16 protein-coding genes are annotated in these 18411 nt (G+C 72.3%); 4 read left to right on the forward strand and 12 right to left on the reverse strand.

The genetic code is table 11. From position 1 onward, the window contains the following. Positions 1–13: 13 nt before the first annotated feature. The 3 genes from ACGFQ9_RS33715 to ACGFQ9_RS33725 all read right to left on the reverse strand — a co-directional run bounded on the left by ACGFQ9_RS33715 (position 14) and on the right by ACGFQ9_RS33725 (position 3947). Positions 14–1738, reverse strand: a complete 1725-nt coding sequence (locus ACGFQ9_RS33715) for a methyltransferase (RefSeq protein WP_393579228.1) — start codon at positions 1736–1738, stop codon at positions 14–16. A gap of 135 nt (positions 1739–1873) precedes the next feature. Beyond that, a complete protein-coding gene (locus ACGFQ9_RS33720) occupies positions 1874–3085 on the reverse strand; it encodes a 4-hydroxybenzoate 3-monooxygenase (RefSeq protein ID WP_393579229.1) in 1212 nt (403 codons plus the stop codon). A 229-nt stretch (positions 3086–3314) separates the two neighbouring features. Continuing rightward, positions 3315–3947, reverse strand: coding sequence for a TetR/AcrR family transcriptional regulator (locus ACGFQ9_RS33725; protein WP_393579231.1), 633 nt, complete (start codon positions 3945–3947; stop codon positions 3315–3317). A 131-nt stretch (positions 3948–4078) separates the two neighbouring features. Here ACGFQ9_RS33725 and ACGFQ9_RS33730 point away from each other — a divergent pair, with 131 nt between their 5' ends. Then, complete coding sequence (locus ACGFQ9_RS33730; RefSeq protein ID WP_393579233.1) at positions 4079–5224, forward strand: serine hydrolase domain-containing protein; 1146 nt, start codon at positions 4079–4081, stop codon at positions 5222–5224. Positions 5225–5467: 243 nt separating this feature from the next. On the opposite strand, the gene ACGFQ9_RS33735 is transcribed toward ACGFQ9_RS33730, so the two are convergent. Beyond that, positions 5468–6445, reverse strand: a complete 978-nt coding sequence (locus tag ACGFQ9_RS33735) for a DUF5937 family protein (protein WP_393579234.1) — start codon at positions 6443–6445, stop codon at positions 5468–5470. A gap of 131 nt (positions 6446–6576) precedes the next feature. On the opposite strand from ACGFQ9_RS33735, the gene ACGFQ9_RS33740 reads away from it, so the two are divergent. Continuing rightward, positions 6577–7470: an FG-GAP repeat domain-containing protein gene (locus tag ACGFQ9_RS33740; RefSeq protein WP_393579235.1), complete on the forward strand. Its 894-nt coding sequence runs from the start codon at positions 6577–6579 to the stop codon at positions 7468–7470. 214 nt (positions 7471–7684) lie between these two features. Beyond that, on the forward strand, positions 7685–8776 hold the full coding sequence (locus ACGFQ9_RS33745) for a PP2C family protein-serine/threonine phosphatase (protein ID WP_393579237.1): 1092 nt from the start codon (positions 7685–7687) through the stop codon (positions 8774–8776). Positions 8777–8839: 63 nt separating this feature from the next. On the opposite strand, the gene ACGFQ9_RS33750 is transcribed toward ACGFQ9_RS33745, so the two are convergent. From ACGFQ9_RS33750 to ACGFQ9_RS33760, 3 genes are all read right to left on the reverse strand, one after another. Beyond that, positions 8840–10501, reverse strand: coding sequence for a HEAT repeat domain-containing protein (locus ACGFQ9_RS33750; protein WP_393579239.1), 1662 nt, complete (start codon positions 10499–10501; stop codon positions 8840–8842). A 95-nt stretch (positions 10502–10596) separates the two neighbouring features. Next, on the reverse strand, positions 10597–10854 hold the full coding sequence (locus tag ACGFQ9_RS33755; protein ID WP_393579241.1) for a hypothetical protein: 258 nt from the start codon (positions 10852–10854) through the stop codon (positions 10597–10599). 218 nt (positions 10855–11072) lie between these two features. Next, positions 11073–11600 carry a 2'-5' RNA ligase family protein gene (locus tag ACGFQ9_RS33760; RefSeq protein ID WP_393579243.1) on the reverse strand — a complete coding sequence of 176 codons (528 nt, stop codon included), beginning with the start codon at positions 11598–11600 and terminating at the stop codon, positions 11073–11075. A gap of 576 nt (positions 11601–12176) precedes the next feature. Here ACGFQ9_RS33760 and ACGFQ9_RS33765 point away from each other — a divergent pair. Then, positions 12177–12647, forward strand: a complete 471-nt coding sequence (locus tag ACGFQ9_RS33765; protein WP_393579245.1) for a hypothetical protein — start codon at positions 12177–12179, stop codon at positions 12645–12647. 120 nt (positions 12648–12767) lie between these two features. Here ACGFQ9_RS33765 and ACGFQ9_RS33770 read toward each other — a convergent pair whose 3' ends face one another. From ACGFQ9_RS33770 to ACGFQ9_RS33790, 5 genes are all read right to left on the reverse strand, one after another. Continuing rightward, a complete protein-coding gene (locus tag ACGFQ9_RS33770; RefSeq protein WP_393579247.1) occupies positions 12768–13781 on the reverse strand; it encodes a TolB family protein in 1014 nt (337 codons plus the stop codon). Then, positions 13778–15076: an MFS transporter gene (locus ACGFQ9_RS33775; RefSeq protein ID WP_393579248.1), complete on the reverse strand. Its 1299-nt coding sequence runs from the start codon at positions 15074–15076 to the stop codon at positions 13778–13780. Before ACGFQ9_RS33775 ends, ACGFQ9_RS33770 begins: the two co-directional genes overlap by 4 nt. 114 nt (positions 15077–15190) lie before the next feature. Beyond that, the gene (locus ACGFQ9_RS33780; protein ID WP_393579249.1) at positions 15191–16609 is read right to left on the reverse strand and encodes a DNRLRE domain-containing protein; all 1419 of its coding nucleotides are present in this window, start codon (positions 16607–16609) and stop codon (positions 15191–15193) included. 378 nt (positions 16610–16987) lie between these two features. After that, positions 16988–17458 carry a hemerythrin domain-containing protein gene (locus tag ACGFQ9_RS33785; RefSeq protein WP_393579250.1) on the reverse strand — a complete coding sequence of 157 codons (471 nt, stop codon included), beginning with the start codon at positions 17456–17458 and terminating at the stop codon, positions 16988–16990. A 351-nt stretch (positions 17459–17809) separates the two neighbouring features. Beyond that, complete coding sequence (locus ACGFQ9_RS33790) at positions 17810–18379, reverse strand: rhodanese-like domain-containing protein (RefSeq protein WP_393579252.1); 570 nt, start codon at positions 18377–18379, stop codon at positions 17810–17812. Positions 18380–18411: the final 32 nt, after the last annotated feature.

Genomic DNA, 18411 nt, shown 5'->3' on the forward strand with positions numbered 1-18411 from the left:
CCGGCCCGCCGGGTCAGGACCTGCGAGCATGCAGGACCCGGGCGCCGAGGGGCAGCGGCTCGTGGCCGACGAGCCCGAGCCCGCAGTCCGTGAGGAGCCGGGCGTAGTGCGCGGCGGTTCGCTCACGGCCGCCGGTGTTGCACATCATGTGGAGGTCCCAGGCGGTGGCGAGGGACGGGGTGCCGTCCTCCGGCAGCAGGCGTTCGACGATCAGCAGGTCGGCGTCCGAGGGCATGGCGTCGGCGCAGTGGCGCAGGATGCTCCGGCACCGCTCGTCGTCCCAGTCGTGCAGGACGCGGGACAGCACATAGACATCGGCGCCCGGAGGCACGTCGGCGAAGTCGCCGGCCTGGTAGCGGCAGCGGCTGCCCGCGTCGGTGACGGCCAGACGGGCGCGTGCCGCGGCGAGGACCTGAGGACGCTCGAGCAGGATGCCGCGCAGGGCCGGGTGGGCGTCCAGGACGAGGGCGAGGAGCTCTCCCGTACCGCCGGCGATGTCCACGACGGTCCGCGGGCGGCCCGGGGCGGCGGCCGCCGCGGTGAGCACCGGATGCGCGGGCAGGGGACCGAAGATGGCGGAGCTGGAAGCCATCGACCGGTCGAACAGGGCAGCCAGGTCGGGGTGGCGGACGAAGTGGTCGAAGTGGTTCTCGCCGTAGAGGTGCTCGAAGGCGGGCTGCCCGGTGCGCACGGTGTGGTCCAGGTGGGCGAAGGACTGGTAGAACGGCCCGCCGTACATCAGCGCCAGGGGGTGCATCGAGGCGGGCGCCGACGCGTCCAGGAGCGCCCCGACGCCGGTGAGGCGGAACCCGTCCGGCCCCTCGGACACCACGCCCAGCATGGCGAGGTACCGCAGCAGGGTCGCGAGGCTCTGCGGGTGGGCCCCCACGGCCTGCGCCAGCGCCGCCGTGCCCACGCCGGTGTGACGGTTCATCGCCTCGGGCAACCGCAGCCGCGCACACGCCGCCAGCGCCTGGGTGGTCCAGGCGCCGGTGAGCAGCCGCAGCAGCACCTCCGCCGGCTCCGCCTCGACCGGCCGCCGTGCGACGGCCTCCCGGCCGAGGTGCTCCTTCAGCACGTCACGGTGGTCGCCGCCCGCGTACAGCTCCACCCGCCGGTACACCGTCTTGGTGCCGGCGGGGGCGGTGAAGTAGAACACCGTGCCGTCCTCGTGCGGGTTGTAGCCCCCGCCGTCGGCGGCGGCGTCGTGCCGGAGGAAGGTGGCCAACAGGCCCCGCAGCACCAGCGGGTCGGGCCGCAGCACGTCGAAGGCCAGATGCGCCTCGTGCTCCAGGCGGCGTTCGCGGGCAGCGATCGAGGACAGTCCGGAACCCGGTGGCACGGTGAGCGCGAACACCTCCACCGCCCGGTGCTCTCCCGCGGGTCCGCGGACCACGGGTCGGAGAATCCTTACGTCAAGATCGGCGGCAGGACAGCCGTGGCGGTCGGCAAGCCGCTGCCGGACGACGACGCTGGGCTGGGCCGGCGCATCGCCGGCCAGCCCGCACCCCGCCAGCTCCGCCCGCAGCGTCTCCTCGTCGGGCGGGAAGACGAGCACGGCGGCGTGCGCGAAGCGGCACTGGTCGGTCAGCGCCCGCAGCTCGGGCCCGTCCAGGCCGGGCAGGACGCGGGAAAGCAGGACGGAGGTGTCTTGTTCCCGGACGAATCCGGCCGTCGCGCGAAGTCGGGCCGCGTCGTCGTCGTCGACGACGTCGTCGGCCGTCGAGGTCGCAGGCATCTCGAAAAACTCCATGAAGGCATTCACCGTCCGAATTCACAGGAGTGGCATAAGAGCGCCGAAGAGCGCCGAAGAGCGCCGAAGAGCGCGGAAGAGCGCGGAAGAAGGCGAAAAGAGAAGAGGAAGAGCGACCGGTCAGACGCCGACGTAGTTCTCGGCGAACCAGTTCTGCTGGGCGCGGGAGTCGCGCAGCGCGGCGATACGGGACCGCCGCAGCCCCTCCTGGAAGCAGGAGGATTCCCCGGCAGCCGGCCCGCCGTGCAGGAGGCCGATCATCCAGTGCGAGAATTCCTGTGCACGCCAGATGTGCACCAGGCACCGCTCCGAGTAGCGGGCGAGCGGCTCGGGATCGCCCTGCGCGAGGTCACTGACCAGGGCGCGGGCCAGGATCTCGGCCTCCAGCACCGCGAGGTTCGCCCCCTTGGCGGCGGACGGGCTGAGCAGGCCGGCGGCATCGCCCACCAGGAACAGCGACCCGTGCCGCAGCGGTTCGAGTACGTCGGACTCGAGGTGCACGACGGCACGCTGGACGATCGGGCCGCGGAGCAGGGGCCCGTACTCCGCCGCCCGCATGCGCAGGCCGAGCTCGTCCCAGATCCGCTCCTCGCCCCACGCGCCGGCCGGGGTCCCGGGTTCGCACTGCAGGTAGTAGCGGGTGATCTCGGTGGAACGGGCCATGTGCCCGGCGAATCCGCGGGGGTGGAGGGCGTAGCCCACGGCGTCCAGGCTCGGCGGAGCCTCGGCGAGCAGGCCGAGCCAGGACACGCCGTGGTCGAGGTGGTGGCGCCGGACCGAGCCGGGCGGGAGCGACCGCCGTCCCGCCCCGTGGCGGCCGTCGCAGGCGGCGACGTAACGGGCCCGCCACCGCCCGGGGTGTCCGTCCCCCTCCCGTACCGTGACCGAAGGCGCCGGCCCGTCCGCTTCGGACACCGCGACCGCCTCCGTTTCGAAACGGATCCGCCCGCCTGCGTCGAGGAAGCTCCCCAGCAGATCGGTGACCAGCTCGTGCTGGGGGTAGACGGTGTGCGGCTCGCCCCGCCCCAGCTGTCGGTAGTCGAGGCGGAAGCGGCCGTCTCCGGTCCGGAACTCGCAGACACCGTGCTCCAGCCCCCGTGAACGCAACCCCTCGGCCAGGCCGTTGCGCTCCAGGACGCGCACCGTGTTCGGAGCGAGAAAACCGGCCCGTGCCCGATTCTGGACGTACTCACGGCCGGCGCGTTCCAGGACCACGCAGTCGATGCCGGCGCGCAGTAAGACGTTCCCCAATACCAGCCCGGCCGGACCGGCGCCGAGAATGATCACATCAGCCGAGTTCTGGTCGACCCGGGCGTACTGACTCTCTGTCACAACGGTGGATCATAAGCATCGAATTCCGTGGCACTTACCGAAGATCACCCGAATGCCCCACCCGAAGAGAAAAGGATTCTTCCGTCACTCCATGGACCAGGAGCCACTCAGTTGCCTGTTCGATGCCGTAAAGAATCTCATCGGCCCACATGGAGCCGGTTGAGGTGCATGTGGACGTACGCTGGGTCTGATGCCGGCGTTGCGTCCCAGGGTGCCGCCTTGCGGACCTCTAACCGAGCCGGGCGTGTCTGCAGGTTCCGGTGAATACGCGGCCGAGTTGGTCGTCCAGCGCGGCGAGGACCGCCGGTTTCGGTGTGCCGTCGGGGTCGATGTGCGTGTGCAGGGCGAGTCCTTCGGTGAACGCAACGATTCGCAGGGCCAGGTCAGCCGCGTCGATCCCCTGAGTGACCTCGCCGCATACCGTGCCGTTACTGATGGCCTGGGCGACGCGTGAGCGGATACCCACGAGGGTCTCTCTCTGGACGGCGGCCAGGCGGGCGTTGTGCGCGGCCTGGTCTGCAAAGGCGCGGCGGACCATGAATTCGGTGCGGCGGGCGTCGTCGAGCGGCATGAGCTCGGTCAGTGCCTGCCGCAGCATCTCGGCGATGGTGCGTCCCTCGGCCTCGCCTCGGTTCACCAGCTCGTCTACTCGTGCGGTGAAACGCCCGTTGACGCGGGTGAACGTGGCCAGGAGCATCTCGTCCTTTGCCGTGAAGTAGTGCTGCACCAGGCCGACGGACATGCCCGCTTCTGCGGCGGTCCGTGCGACGGTCACGGACGTGAGGCCGTGTTCCACGATCAGGCGTTGGACGGCGTCGGTGATCTGCCCGTGGCGGGCGTCATGGTCGGCAACTCTCGGCACCTGAGGACAGTATCGCGTGCTATAACCGTATGCCTATATTGCTATCGGAGGGGGTCCTTGCGGTGATCCAACGACGCTCAAACTGCTTGTTAGGCCTGGTACTTGCTCTCGCTCTCCTGCTGCCACCCGGTATGGCCACCGCGGGCCAGGCCAGTGACGGACAGGTGGCCGGCAGCCGCCGCGACCCGGCTCTGCAGACGCTGGTCGACCAGGTGGTAGCCGGCCCGAACCCCAACCCAGGCGCTTTCCTGCTCGCTCGGCATGGCTCGGAGGACCGCTTCGGCGCGGCCGGCGTGGCCGACCGATCCGCCGGCACGCCGATGGCACCGGACCTGAAGTTCCGCACCGGGAGCGTCACCAAGACCTTCACCGCAACGGTCGTCCTGCAACTCGTCGCCGAGCACCGTTTGCGACTCGACGACACCGTGCAGAGCCTGCTGCCCGACCAGGTCCGCACCGACAACGCGCTGTCCGGTGCGCCCATCACCATCCGTCAGCTGCTCAACCACACGAGCGGGCTGTACGACTACGTCGACGGGCTGCTTCCCCACTTCCGCAGGCTCGACCAGTACTGGCCCCGCGACCAGCTGATCAGCATCGGTCTGGCCCAACCCCGGTACTTCCCGGCTCCCGGCACCCGGTTCCGGTACTCCAACACCAACTACCTGCTGCTCGACCTGATCGTCGAACGGATCACCGACCGCGACCTGCGCACCAACCTCGAACGCCGTGTCTTCGCCCCCCTCGGACTGCGCGACACCTCGTACCCGCTGGCACAGACCGCCATCGACGGAGCCCATGTACACGGCTACGCGGACGTCTCGCTCCTGCTTCCGAACGCGCCGGACCCAACCCGGTTCGACGTCACCGCGTTCAGCCCATCCGAGGCCGGTGCATCGGGCGCCCTCGTGACGACCGCGGCCGACATCGCACGCTTCTACCGGGCCCTGCTGCAAGGACGCCTCCTCCCCCCGGGCCTGCTGCACCGGATGCTCACCGACACGGTCCCCACGACCGGAAGCGCCCCGCCCGCTGTCGCCTACGGCCTGGGCGTCTACGTCTACGCCACCAGTTGCGGCCGTGCGTACGGCCACGGCGGCAGCGCACCCGGGTACCTGACCTTCGCCCTCAACAGCCGTGACGGGCACGATCAGCTCGTCGCCCACACCAACTGGAACTCGTTCGCCGACACCGGGATCGACGAGGACTTCTGGGCTGCCTTCCAGCAGGGTTACTGCGGAAGGCCTGGGTGGATCCCATCGGCCGCCGGACAGTAGGGACTGACTGCCTGCCAGTGAGGCCGCCATGACAAGTAGTGGGGTGGCGGGGTGGGGTCCGAGGGCTTGAGGGCCTGGTCGGAGCAGGGGTGAGAACCGCTCGGGGGGCCTCGGTGATCTGGCGGGTCATGAGGGTAGTGGCCTCACCCGACCATGTCCGGGCCCTGCCCTACCGCTCACTCGGCTCCGACCCGACCGGGTGAGCACGCACGCCGCGGCCTGACGGCCGGCCCCGCCTGCGCCTCAGTCCGCCGCCGCCACGACCAGCTCCGAGGCCAAGGAGGTGCGCTGGTGGAGCATCCAGCGGCCCGAGCGGCGCGAGCTGATCAGGCCGGAGCGGCGGAGGACCGCCAGGTGCTGGCTGATGGCGGCCGAGCTCATGTTGAGGTAGGCCGCCAGCTGGGAGGTGGAGGCGGGGAGGTCGAGGTGGGCCAGGAGCGCCGCGCGGCTGCGGCCGAGCAGGGCGCCGAGCGGGGAGCCGGCTGCCTCGGAGGTGTCGGCCCAGACTTCGCCGACGCCGCGGGGCGGGTAGGTCAGGGCCGGCGCGTGCGGCTCGTTGTGCAGGACGATCAGCCGCGGCCAGGCGAACACGGACGGGAGCAGCAGCAGGCCGGTGCCGGAGGGGCCGCGTAAGCCGGTGTGACCGGGCTTGTCGATCAGGAGGCGGTCGCCGACGTAGTCCACCTCGGGGTGGAGGTCGGCGAGCATCCGGGCCAGCCCCCCGGTGGTCAGCCGGCGTGAGCGGTGGTCGAGGTCGGCCTCGTGCAGCGCGCGCAGCCGGGGCCAGACCGGCTCGATGACCGCGGTCCAGTACGCCCGCATGGTGTCCGCCAGCCGTGGCAGGACGTGTTCCGGCGCCTCGTACAGCTCCGCCAGCTCCGGCGAGAGGCCGCCGTCGCCCCGCAGCTCCTCCAACGAGTCGCGGACCGCTTCCGGCGGGGCGGAAACGACCGCCTCCAGTTCCTCCTCGAACCGGCCGGTGATCCGGCTCGGGGGCGGCGCGAGGAAGTCCGGCAGGAACCGGGGACCGCGGGCCAGGGCCAGCAGCAGCCTCAGGTCGAGGCCCCGGACCCGGGGCAAGGCCATGGCCCGCCAGGGCCGGTGCAGCAGTTCCGGGCGAACGCCGGCCAGCACCGGGACGCTGTGGACGAGCTCCTCCAGCGGGGAATGGGCGAAACGGATCCGTGCCAAGTCCCCGGAGCTCAGTCTTATCTCGATCACCAGCCGAGGGTAGCGGCGGCTCCGATTAAGCCTGGACGAAATCGTGGAGCGGGCCGGCAGCCCGGCCGGATCCTGGGGTCACCGCCCGGCGTTCGGGCGGGCACCCCGACTCATCCGAGGAGACTTCCACCATGCGCACCCGCGGCATCCTCAAGCGCACCTCCCTGGTCCTCGGCGCGGTGACCGGACTCGGTCTGGGCCTGCTCGCAGGACCGGCCTCCGCGCACATCACGCCCCCGCAAGGCGGCAGCGCCCGATCCTCGCTGTCCGGCGACGGACGCGCGGAACTGGTGTCCGTCAACGCCGACGGTTCCCTGACCGCCTTCCCGAACGTGGACGGGATCAACTTCCATTGGGGCGAGGGCCGTACGGTCGGCACCGGCTGGAACCCGTACCGCACCCGGTTCGCGGACCTGGACGGCGACGGCCGCAAGGAACTGATCTCCGTCAACGCCAACGGGCAGATCGTCGCCTTCCCCAACACCGACGGAATGAACGCCGGCTGGGGCACCCCCCGGGTGATAGGCGACGGCTGGTACAACCCGGAGCGCACCCAGTTCGCCGACCTGAACGGCGACGGCCGGGCCGAACTGCTCAGCCTCGGCGCCAACGGGGAGATCACCGCGTTCCCGAACGTCGACGGCCTCCACTACAACTGGGGCACCCCGCGCGTCGTCGGCAGCGGCTGGAACGACCCGGCGCGGGTCCGGCTCGCGGACCTGGACGGCAACGGCCGGGCCGAGCTGATCTCGGTCAACGGCAACGGGGAGATCAGCGCCTTCCCGAACCTGGACGGCCTGAACGGCAGCTGGGGCAACGCCCGGGTGATCGGTTCGGGCTGGGACCACCCGTCCCGCACCCGTGTCGCCGACCTCGACGGGGACGGCCGGGCCGAGCTGATCTCGGTCAACGGCAACGGGGAGATCAGCGCCTTCCCGAACGTGGACGGCCTGAACGGCAACTGGGGCGGCGTCCGCACGGTCGGCTCGGGCTGGTGGAACCCGGACGCGACCCTGCTCGCCTGACCGGCTGAGGCCGGCGCCGGGGACGGGGGTCCCGGCGCCGGCCCTTTCCCCCGGCGCTGGGGGACGGTACGAGCGCCACCCGGTATTAGCACGGATGTGCGAGACCTGACCCCGGAGGGGTGTGTACGGACATCCAAGGGAACGAGTGTTCGCTTCAGGTCCGACTGCGCCTCTCGGAGCGCTATGCCCAGAATGCGTGGATATTCTGGGGGGTGTGATCGAGTCCGGACGGCCGCGGCTCCGTCGGCGCTACGGCCGGGGGAGGCTTGTACGGCTGTCGCCCGTCATTCTGACCGTCGTGATCGCCAGCCTGGCCTACGCCACTCCGCCCGAGATGGCCTTCAGCCGCCTCCTGCCCGCGGCGCCGGCCCTGGCCGCCGCGATGTGGCCGGTCCTCCCCACCGTCCTGCTCGGTACGGTCTGCCTCCTCCTGATGATCGGCCTCGGCCTCGTCTTCCCCGACCTGGGAACGTGGTGGACGGCCGCGGGGATCATCGCGGTCACCGTGGCCGCCGCGTACGGAAGCCACGTCCGGCTCCAGCGGGAGCGCACCCTCTTCCAGGTACGGCTCGTCGCCGACGCGGCGCAACAGGTGGTGCTGAGCCCCATGCCACGCCGCTTCCGGGACGTCGAGATCGAGTCGCTGTACCTCGCCGCCGCGGCGGAGGCCAGCATCGGCGGGGACTTCTACGAGGTGGTCGACACGCCCTACGGGGTCAGGCTGCTCATCGGTGACGTGCGGGGCAAGGGCCTGCCCGCGGTGGGAGCGGCCGCGGCGATCGTCAACGCCTTCAGGGAGGCGGCCTACGGCGAGACCGACTTGGTCGACGTCGCCCGCAGGCTGGACGCCAGCAGTACCCGCTACAACGCCGCCTTTCCCCCCGACGGGCCGATGGAGCGCTTCGCCACCGCCCTTCTCGCCGAGATCCCGCACGAGGGCAGACGCATCGACATCCTCAACTGCGGACACCCCCCGCCGCTGCTCCTGAACCGCGGGCAACTCCGAGTCCTCGAGCCCGACACCCCCGCACCCCTGCTCAGCCTCGCCGAGCTGATCGGCGATGACTACAATGTCGACAGCTTCGACTTCGTCCCCGGCGACCTGCTGCTCCTCTACACCGACGGGATCGCCGAGGCCCGCGCCCGCGACGGCGAGTTCTTCCCGCTGGCAGCCTGGATGCGCCGACAGCCCCCGACACCGCCCCGCGAACTGCTCACGGCTCTGCACCGGGACCTCCTCCGCTACAGCAGAGGACGCCTCGAGGACGACATCGCAGCCCTCGCCGTACGCCTGTGCGAGCCATGAGCCCGCTCGGGCCGGCAGGGCACACCTCTACGTGTGGTGTCACGGACGGCTCGGACGCGGGCGCTACGGCAGGGTGAGCAGCGTGTCGACGCGCCTGCGGATGTCCTCGTCCTGGAGGATCGCCCGGTAGTCGCCGTACTCCGACAGCCGGCGGTCCGTGGTTCGGTGTGCCGCGAGTGCTTCCCGGACCGGTGGGGCGAGGCGTCCGTGGCGGGTGAGTGCGCTCAGGGCGGCGGCGAACGCCCCGTGCAGCTGCCCGTCGGCGGTGTATGCCAGGACCGTTGCCTCTGCTTGTGCCAGTTCCATCGGTGGCGGTTCCCAGGGCTGTGGGTACGGCGTGAGCTCGCCGGGGAGCAGAGGGTTCTCCCCCCACGCGTGGAGCACCTCTCGCAGGTCCCGGACCAGCCAGCCCGCGCGGTCGACTTCGTCCCTCAGGGCTTCTCGTACTGCGGGCAGGAGCACTGCGGCGTGTGCGCGCAGGGGCCGGAGCACGTCGGCGACGTCCGGCTGCCGCGGGTCACCGAGGCCGTAGCCCCGGCCCTGCATGTCGCGGTAGGGCGCGACGAGCCGCTCGACGAGATCGGGCAGGGCGCGCGGGTCCCCGATCCGGGTCAGGGCCCAGCGCGCGTGGTCACCGACGGTGCCGTCGAAGAACGTCGATTCGCCGGGGTCGTCGAGGAGGGCGGCGAGCCGGTCGGCGTACGGGGCCGCCCGATGGCCGAGCACCGCCAGCAGATGTGCCGCCTTGTAGCGCACGTCGTCGTCCGGGTCTGCCAGCAGCCCGGCCGCCAGCGGCAGCACGGCCGCGGCCGCGGACGGCCGGGCCACCAGCAGCCGCCATGCCTGGTCAAGCGCGCACCGGCGCAGCTCCGCATCGCCGATCCGGATCCCGGCCTCGGCGAGCCCGGCCACGAACGAGGTCGCCACCGCCGTGTGGCGCTCCAGCAGATGTACGGCCCAGGCCGCGACGTCGTTGCGCTCGTACGGGTCCTCGCAGTCCAGGGTGTACCAGACCTTCCCGAATTCCGGGGCGAGTGCCGGATCGGTGAGGAGCTCCAGCAGCATGGGGTGGGAACGGAGCGCCGCCTGCGGGTCCAGAGGCGCTGCGGCGATCACGGCCGCCACCCGCAGCACCGGGTTCTCGCCGTGGAGGACGCCCTCCAGCACCGCGCGCACCTCCGCGTCCGCCGAACCCGTCGGGTCCTCGGCGGCCGCGGCCTGGCCCAGTGCCAGCAACAGGGGCACTCGCACCGAGAGGTCGGACTCCTCGCGCCACCGCTCCAGCAGGGGAGCGGTCCGGCCGGCGATCAGCTGCAGCGCGGCCCGCCGCAGCACGGGATCCCGGTCGTCGAACAGCATCCGCAAACGGGGCCACTGCCGCCGCCAGGCCGCCTTCCATCCGGAATCCACTGCCCCGGGCTCACCCGTCTCACCGTTGTGGGCCAGGCCGGCCAGCACCCCGACCAGGTCGGGTCTTGCGGCCGTATCCGGGTCGAGGGCGAGGTCCACCAGGAACGGCAGCGCGGCCGTGCCCGCACCGGTGACCCGTCCCGGGGCCAGGAGGAGGTCCTGGAGGTCGCCGTATGCCCGATCCACGGCCTCCCGCCCGGAGGTGGCGCCCGCTCGGGCGATCCGGCGCAGCACCTTCGGCACGTTGGCGGCCGGGTGGTCGGGCCCGACCGTCTCCAACCCGCGCCAGTCCACCGCCTCCAGACCCTCCAGCATGTCCCCCCCGCTCCCGCTCCCGCGTCTCCATCCCCCGTTCGGGGCATCCTGCCACTGCGGCGGAGGGCGCAGCGAGGCAATTCCCAGGGGGTGGGTCAGCTGCCGGGAGGGTCGGGCAGCCGACGGAGTTCGAGCAGAGCCACCGCGATCTTCACTGCGGTCGAAATCGTCAGGGCCTGCAGAAACGGCATACCCATGAGCCACAGGGCCACCATCATGACCGTGAGCACCAAGAATGCCGGTAGCAGATTGGTCCGCCTGATCGCAGTCCGCAGGTATCCGGCTCTGCTCCGACGCTGATCCACCGTACCGATCGGGCGTGCGGTGACGCCTTCCTCCTCGGCCTGCGCCATTGGCTGCTGCCCTTCCCTCGTGTTCGCCTCCGGCGACGAGTCTTGGGCGCGCCCCGTCGGACTGCCACTGCTGCCGCTCGCGCCCACCGCCATCCGAGGGACGAGTTCACCTCACCGGCGCCGTCGTGCCAGACCGCCCCGCCTCCGCCGCGCGAGCCGCCACCCGAGCCCGGGTCGCAGTTCCGGCAGCCGGGCCCGGTGAGGCCGGCGGGCGGTGTTCACCGCTCGTCCGGGTCCCCGAGCGGTGCGGTGAACCGCGGCCGCCAGCCTTCCTCCGTCAGGACCACCAGCTGGACCGCCGCCGCACGGGTGCGCAGCGGCAGCAGGCTGCCGACCGCAGCGCGCACACGTGTGGCGGCCGTCGGGTCGTCTGCACCCAGAGCGACCGTGACATGGGCGGCGGGCCGCGCCCCGAAGCGGCCCCCGTACGGGCGCACTCCGGGCCACTGGGCGTGGAAGGCATCGGCGATCGGCTGAAGTCCCGGAACGCTGACGGCGACGAACCCGGACGCCGTCACGACCTCCTCCAAGAGCAGATCGGCTGCCGGAAAACTCGCCGCCAGGGAACGCACGCCCTCCTCGTCCTCACCCGTCAGCGCGTGTGCCGGCACGAACGGGTAGAGGAGCGAGACGTGCGCCGGCACCCCACGACGCACCAGAGCCGGGTCGATACGGCACGCCGCATCGAGGAGCGGGGCGGCATCGGGCAAGGCGATGACGACGGCAGTGGTCCCTGGTTCTGGCACTCCGTCATCATCGCAGGCCAGGTACGGGACCGGACCTGGCCGGACTGAGTTCCCCCGGGGGGGGGAGTGACAGGCTGCGACCGTGAGGTGCACAACTCGGTGGCCGCCTCCCGCTACCGCGACCGCCACGGGGTGAGCCGTAGGAGTCCGACCCCGGCGGCGCGCTCGTCCTGGCCGACATCATCCGCACCGACACGCACATGCACCGGCTGGTCCACGTCGCCGGCCGGGCCCGCAGCCGCTCGCGCGCCACGCCCTCCCTGCCGGCCGGGCGCTCGACGGGTTCGGCCCGGGTGGCGGCGAGCAGGGCACGGGCCGGAGACCGTGTCACCGACCCCGACGAGCGCATCACCGGCCGCCCCGCCCACACCCTCCGCGCGGCCGCAGAACGCGATCCGGGCCAACGGCACCGATGCCGTGCCGCCCCGTCAGCCCGGGACGTCCTGCCGGCCGCGGGGACCGCCCCGGTACGGTCGGTGACCTCAAGATCGCCGCCGCTGCGCGGTCGCGCCGTATGCAGCAGGCACGGCGGACAGGGCAGTTGGGGACCCGCATACCGAGAGGACCTCGCATCCCATGACCATGTGGCCTTCGATCGTGGCCGTGACAGGCACCCTGGCGGGCGCCCTGACCGCAGGGATCCTTCAGCACCGCGCGGCGGCCACCGCGCGCGCCGAGCAGCGCGCCGATACCCACCGCCAGGACCAGCTGAGTGCCGTCACCGAGTTCGCGGCGGCCCTGGACGCGCACCGCTCGGCGCTCTTCCACCGGGAGCGCCTGGCCCTGGCCGAAGCCGGCACCGAGCACCGGATGGAGGCGCAGACGAAGTCCCACGACACCCGGACGGCGGTCACCGCCCCCCATGTCCGCCTCCAGGTCCTGGTCCCCGAGCTGGCCGGCGCCGCCCAACAGGCCGCCGACGCCACGTACGCCCTCCGCCACGCCACCGACCGCCCCCAGCTGGACGCCCTGAGGCGTACGGCCAGGGAAGCCTCCACGGCCTTCATCGCCGCGGCCGCCGCACTGCTCAACCCCCGTCACCGCTGACATCGGCGAAGGCCGGCGGCGGGGCGTTCGCCCCGTTCCCCCGCCCGCCGGTACGCCTCCTCGAGAACCGCATGACCACGGCCCCCGCGCGCCGCCGGGGTGCGCACTCCCGCGCCCTGCTCAGCGCGCGGCCGGAAGCACCGCCGGGGAGTTCGCGCCCTGCACGAGCACGCGCGGCTCGCCGCCGCCGTCGGCCGGGACCGTCCACACGTCGTTGGTGCCGTCGCCGCGCTGGAGGCCGTACGCGAGGGTGCGGTCGTCCAGCCAGGCCGCCTGGTCGTCCACCGACCGCGTCTCGGCCGACTCCGTACGGCGCCCCGTCGCGAGGTCGTACACCGTCAGGCGCCAGCCCTTGCCGGGGTCCGCGCCCACGGCCTGCTTGAAGGCGATACGGGTGCCGTCGGGGGACAGCGACGGGCACTCCACGTTGTCCGCCAGGGTGCGCAGCGTCCTGGCCGCCACGTCCCCCTCCGCCAGGGAGCGGACGCCCCCGCTGGAGACCGTCGCGTAGAAGCGGTTGGAGTCGGCGGCGAAGGTGACGCCCCAGACGTTGATGTCCGCCGCGCGGTACCGCTTCCCGTCGCGGAACACCGCGAACTCCTCCAGGGAGCCGATGACCTCCCCGGTGCGCGTGTCGAGGATCCCCGTGCGGGTCGAGAAGCCCCCGCCGGCGTACGAGTCCCCTCCCACGAAGAGCGTCCAGCCGGCCATCCGGCCGTCGGGGGAGACCCGGGTCCGGTTGGGGAGCCCGGCCAGGGACACGCTGCGCTTCACCCGGAGGCCCTCGTCCAGGACCAGCAGCCGGGGAGCGCTCAGCGCTCCGGCCGGGGTGAGGCACGCCGTGGTGCCGCCCGCGGTGTACGCGCGGTCGCAGTGCTGCTCGGTGACCGTACGCGGGCCCGCGGGGTCGGCCAGGGACACCGTGGACAACAGGCCGTTGCTCAGCACCCGGAGTCCGGGACCGCCCGGTCGGCCGGCACCCGGCGAGGCCGCGGCCACCGGATCGGCGCCCCCGCCGGGGGCGGGGTCCGCGTTACGGCGGGCGATGAGGACGGTGGCGGTCGCCAGGGCCGCGAGCAGGACGCCGGCGATCACCGTGACGAGTATCCGGGCGCGCCGGCCTGTGCTGTTCATGAGGTGGTACGAGTCCTTTCGTCCGGGTTCGGCGGGGAAGCGGGACCGTGCGGGGACCGGGGCATGAGCAGGAACGCCGTCGCCACCCCGGCGACGAGCACGGCCACCGCCGCTCCCCGGGCGGCCGCGGCCGGCCCCCAGGTCTGCCACGCCAGCCCGAAGAGCACGGACGAACCGAGGTAGGCCAGGGCCTGGCCGCTCTGGATCAGCGCGATGCCGGTGGTCCGCAGCCGTTCCGGCAGGACCGGTCCGGCGAGCGCCATCAGCACGCCCTCCGTGGCGGCGTAGAAGACGCCGTTCAGGCCGACGGCCAGGACCAGGAGCAGAGGGCCGTCCAGCGGGCCGTGCAGCAGCAGGTAGACCAGTGCCAGCACGCCGTAGCCGCCCAGCATCACCGGCAGCCGCCCGACCCGGTCGGCGAGCGCGCCCAGCGGGGCCGCGAGGAGGAGGTAGGACAGGCTCGTGCCGACCGCGAGCAGCGGGAACCAGCCGATGGACAGCGACTCGCGCCGCTGCAGCAGCAGGTACACGAATCCGTCGCCGATGGTGGCCAGACCCAGCAGGCAGGAGGCGGCCACCAGACGGCGGACCGGCCGGGCCTTCAGCAGCCCGCCGACCGCGCGCGGCGATACGGTGCCCGCCGGTGGCCGGGCCTCGCGGTGGTCCCGTACGAAGAGGGCGAGCACCAGCACGCCCAGGGCCGCGATGCAGAAGCTGGTGACGAAGACGGCGTCGAACGACTGGGCGGCGGCCGTCAGGACGCCCAGGGCCACGAGCGGACCGGCGAAGGCGCCGATGCTGTCCATGGCCCGGTGCACCCCGAAGGCCCGGCCGAGGGAGTGCTCGGGCGTGGACAGGGTGATGAGCGCGTCGCGCGGGGCCGTGCGCAGTCCCTTGCCCGCCCGGTCGGCGGCCAGCACCAGACCGATCGACGAGGCCGAGCCGCCCACCGCCACCAGGCCGAGCTTGGCCAGCGCCGACAGGCCGTAGCCCGCTCCGGCGACCGCCTTGCGCCGGCTGACCCGGTCGGCCACGTAGCCGCCGACGAGGCGGAGCAGGGCCGTGGCCCCGGTGTTGAGCCCGTCGAGGACTCCGTACGCGGCCGGGCTGAGCTGCAGACCGAGGACGAGGTACAGGGGCAGGACCGCGGTGACCATCTCCGCGGAGATGTCGGTGATCAGGCTGACGGTGCCGAGCGCGAGGACGTTGCCCCCGACCAGGGTCCACCGGCCGCGGCGGCCCGGACCCGCGGCATCGGCCGGCAGCTCCTTCCTGCCGATGGTGGAGAGATACACGGTGCGGTGACCTCCGGATGGGATGGGGGTGGGGGAGAGGGGCAGGGGACGGGCATGGAGAACGGGGGTGCGGCCGCGGGCGGCGGTCGGGCGGCCCGCGGCCGGGCGAGAGGATCAGTGGCAGGTGCCGGTGCCGCTGTCGTTGTACGTCTTGCCCGCCTCCGGGACGAACGCCCAGTCGTAGCTGTTGTCGTGGAGCGTCAGCTTGAGCACGCCGAAGGTGTTGTTGTTGCGGGCCTCGCTGTTCGGCTGGATCGTGCCGAAGCCGTACAGGCCCGCGCCGCCCATGCCGGCCACGAACTGCCGCAGGCCGCGCGCGGTGTCCAGCCGGCCGCTCGGGTCCTGCGGGGCGAACCGCTCGTACTGGTGGTTGTGGCCGGTCAGGATGACCTCGGCGTTGTAGTCGTACAGCGCCTGGACGAGCGGGCCGGTCGAAGGGTCACCGGCGTGGCTGGAGCTCGACGTCCAGCGCGGCTTGTGCCAGTAGGCCACCGTGCACGGCTTGGTGCTCGCGGCCAGGTCGGCGCGCAGCCACTGCTCCTGGGCGGAACCCGCGGCCATGCCCGTCTCGGAGTTGAGCGCCACCACGTGCCAGTTGCCGAGGTCGTAGGAGTAGTAACCACGCCCCGACGGGCCCGCGTTGGACCCGAAGTAGTTGTAGTAACCCGTGGCACCGGAGGTGTGGTAGTCGTGGTTGCCCGGAGCCGGCTTCGTACGGGCCTTGTGACGGCCCCACGTCGGCTCGTAGTACGTGGTGAAGTCCGAGGCGGTTCCGTCCGGATAGGCGTTGTCGCCGGTGGTGAAGACCGTGCCCGGGATGCTGTCGAGCAGCTTCGCCGTCGCGGTGTCGCCGGAGCCCGAGGTGGCGATGTCGCCCGCGCCCACGAGCACCGGGTCGCCGGACGGCGGAGTGGTGCCCGTCGGGGTCGGGGTCGGGGTCGGGGTGGGCGTCGGGCCGGTGCCGGTCTCGATCACCAACTGCGGTGCGGTGGCGCCGCTCTCACGGGAGTCGTAATCGGCGCCGTTGCTGCTCGACGAGGTGACTCCGATGCCGAACGTGCCGTTGCCCGTGACGTACGGGGTCACGTCCACCTCGTACCAGGTGTTGCGGGCGACCGCGCCGAGGGTGCCGAGCGTGGCACCGTCGATCGAGGGCCGGTTGTTGTACGTGACGGACGTCTCGGACCACGAGGTGTTCGACATCGCGCGGAACGTGCCGCCGCTGCTGCTCTCCGCATCCGCCACGTCGTCGACGTGGACGCGGAGCGTGGCCTTGGTCACCGGCTGGGTGAGGCCGGAGACGGCGAACTTCAGCAGCGCCTGCTTGACCGGGCTGTTGTCCACGCCCAGCTGCTGCGAAGCGCCGTAGTTCGTGGACGCGTGCGAGGCGTCGACGTAGGTGTCGGCGGTCGCGGTGAACGTGGTCCCCGCCGCCGAGGCGGCGGGGGCGAGAACGGTGAGGGCGGCGGCCGCCAGGGCGGCCGAGGAGAGTGCGCCGACGAGAGCCACGGTGGTTCTCTTCCGACTGGGCATGCGAAACCTTTCGCTCGCGGGACGAGGGCGTCACGGAACGTAAGGGCGCCACGATGCGCCCCGGTGATGCCTTGAGGTTGCTCAGGTGTCCCTTGGGTGAATCGCGGACTGCGCCGGCCCGGCGGGTGTCGGCCACGCTGCGACCGGCCCCTTGACACGTGCGCACCTGCTCGGCCTGGCCGCCCGCCGGGAACGCCGTAGCGGCGGTGCCGCGTTCGGCCTTGCGGCCTTCCCCGAAGTCGTCCGCGCCCACTCGGGGCGGGCGTCTGCCCGGGGAGGAGGGCAGCTTCGTCCTCTTCCCCCGGAGCCTCATCCACCTCTACGAATTGAGGAATCGACGAATCTGCGAATCGACGCCTGAGCACGCCACCAGGACGCTCACAGCGGGCCCAGCACGTCCCTGGGTTCGGCGGAGAGAGCGAGGGTCTTGAGCACGGTGAGCAGTTGCTTCTCCTCGTATCGGAAGTGGTTCTCCATGATTGCGGCGATGCCCTCCAGGTGATGGTCGAGTTCCTCGGGCGGAGCGGCCCGCTCGACCGCGGCGCGAAGGCCGCCGAGCAGGTGGGAGATCATCGAGTGATCCTGCTCGAGTGAGCGGAGCACCGGGCGGAGCTCCGGGTGCGCGGCTGCGACGGCCGGGAACAGGGTGCGGTCCTCGCCCCGGTGGTGGGCGTCCAGGGCCGTGCAGAACCCGTGGCAGTACAGCAGCAGTTCACGGGTGGCCGCGTCACCGGGGGTGCCTTCGGCGAGGGAATCGCGGGTCACGCGCAGCGCCTCGCGCAGTTGATGGTGGACCCGGCGCATTTCTCGGCTCCAGGCGATGAGCCTGGTCGTCTCGCGCTCAGTCACGCGAGAGCGAAGGGTGCGACGCGTACAACGCCGGCCTCCTTCGATCGGGCGCCTCCATGCCTGACACGGTCTGCCACCGGCACGCGACGCCAGCCTGACCCTACCGTGCCTGCGGCCCCGCCGACGCTTTGTCGCGCAGGGATTTCCCCAGCCCCGGCGCGTGCCGGGAGCCGGGCCCGGGCGGGCCCGGAACACCGGTCGGAGCGAGGCGCCGGCAGCACGTCCAGAGGCGTGCACCGGGTACCGGCAGGACGCCGGGGGCCAGCCGCCGGGCCGGCTCCGGAGCGCCGGCGCGTGGCACCGACCCGTCGGTGCGACACCGTGAGCGATGCCCCGTGGGGCCCGGTGCTGTCAGCCGGTCAGGGCGGCGAGGGTGTCGTCCAGGTCGGTGGCCCTGGGCTGGTTGTGAGGGAGTTTGGCGAGGATCTTGGCCATACCGCAGGTGTTGGTGAGGGCGGAGAAGACCAGGCCGCCGGCGACACCCGCGGAGAGCCGGCGGGCCGCGTTCCAGCGATGTCCGGCGATCAGGCCCGTCAGGACGAGGGATCCGGCGGCGAGTCGGACCTGGCGGTCCATGTCCCAAGGGGTGCGGGTGTCGGCGGTGCGCTGGGTGTCATGGCCGAGCTGCGTCCAGGCGGTGGTGCCGCCTGTCAGGGTGGCGGCGATGATGCCGTGGTCGGCCAGGCGCCGACAGGCGGTCACAGAGCGGGAGCCCGAGGCGCACACGACGAGGAGGTCGCTGCGGCCGGCAGCGGTCTTCAGGGCGGGCAGGGCGGCATCGAGGTGGTCGAGGGGGATGTTGTGGGCGCCGGGCAGGTGGCCGGAGGCGTATTCGCCGGGGGTACGCACGTCGATGACGGTCAGCTCGTGCAGGCGGGCGTTGGCCTGGTCGGCGGTGAGGGCGGTGGTGGTGGGTGCCACGGGGGTACCTTCCTTTGCTCGGTTGGGGTTCC

It is taken from the genome of Streptomyces sp. NPDC048603 (assembly GCF_043199475.1).
Lineage (GTDB): Bacteria > Actinomycetota > Actinomycetes > Streptomycetales > Streptomycetaceae > Streptomyces.

Bases quoted from the DNA above. Each gene is read 5' to 3' on its own strand.
- ACGFQ9_RS33750 (WP_393579239.1), bottom strand. From the start codon at position 10,501: ATGCTGGAGGGTCTGGAGGCGGTGGACTGGCGCGGGTTGGAGACGGTC.
- ACGFQ9_RS33765 (WP_393579245.1), top strand. From the start codon at position 12,177: ATGACCATGTGGCCTTCGATCGTGGCCGTGACAGGCACCCTGGCGGGC.
- ACGFQ9_RS33770 (WP_393579247.1), bottom strand. From the start codon at position 13,781: ATGAACAGCACAGGCCGGCGCGCCCGGATACTCGTCACGGTGATCGCC.
- ACGFQ9_RS33740 (WP_393579235.1), top strand. From the start codon at position 6,577: ATGCGCACCCGCGGCATCCTCAAGCGCACCTCCCTGGTCCTCGGCGCG.
- ACGFQ9_RS33730 (WP_393579233.1), top strand. From the start codon at position 4,079: ATGGCCACCGCGGGCCAGGCCAGTGACGGACAGGTGGCCGGCAGCCGC.
- ACGFQ9_RS33755 (WP_393579241.1), bottom strand. From the start codon at position 10,854: ATGGCGCAGGCCGAGGAGGAAGGCGTCACCGCACGCCCGATCGGTACG.
- ACGFQ9_RS33780 (WP_393579249.1), bottom strand. From the start codon at position 16,609: ATGCCCAGTCGGAAGAGAACCACCGTGGCTCTCGTCGGCGCACTCTCC.
- ACGFQ9_RS33715 (WP_393579228.1), bottom strand. From the start codon at position 1,738: ATGCCTGCGACCTCGACGGCCGACGACGTCGTCGACGACGACGACGCG.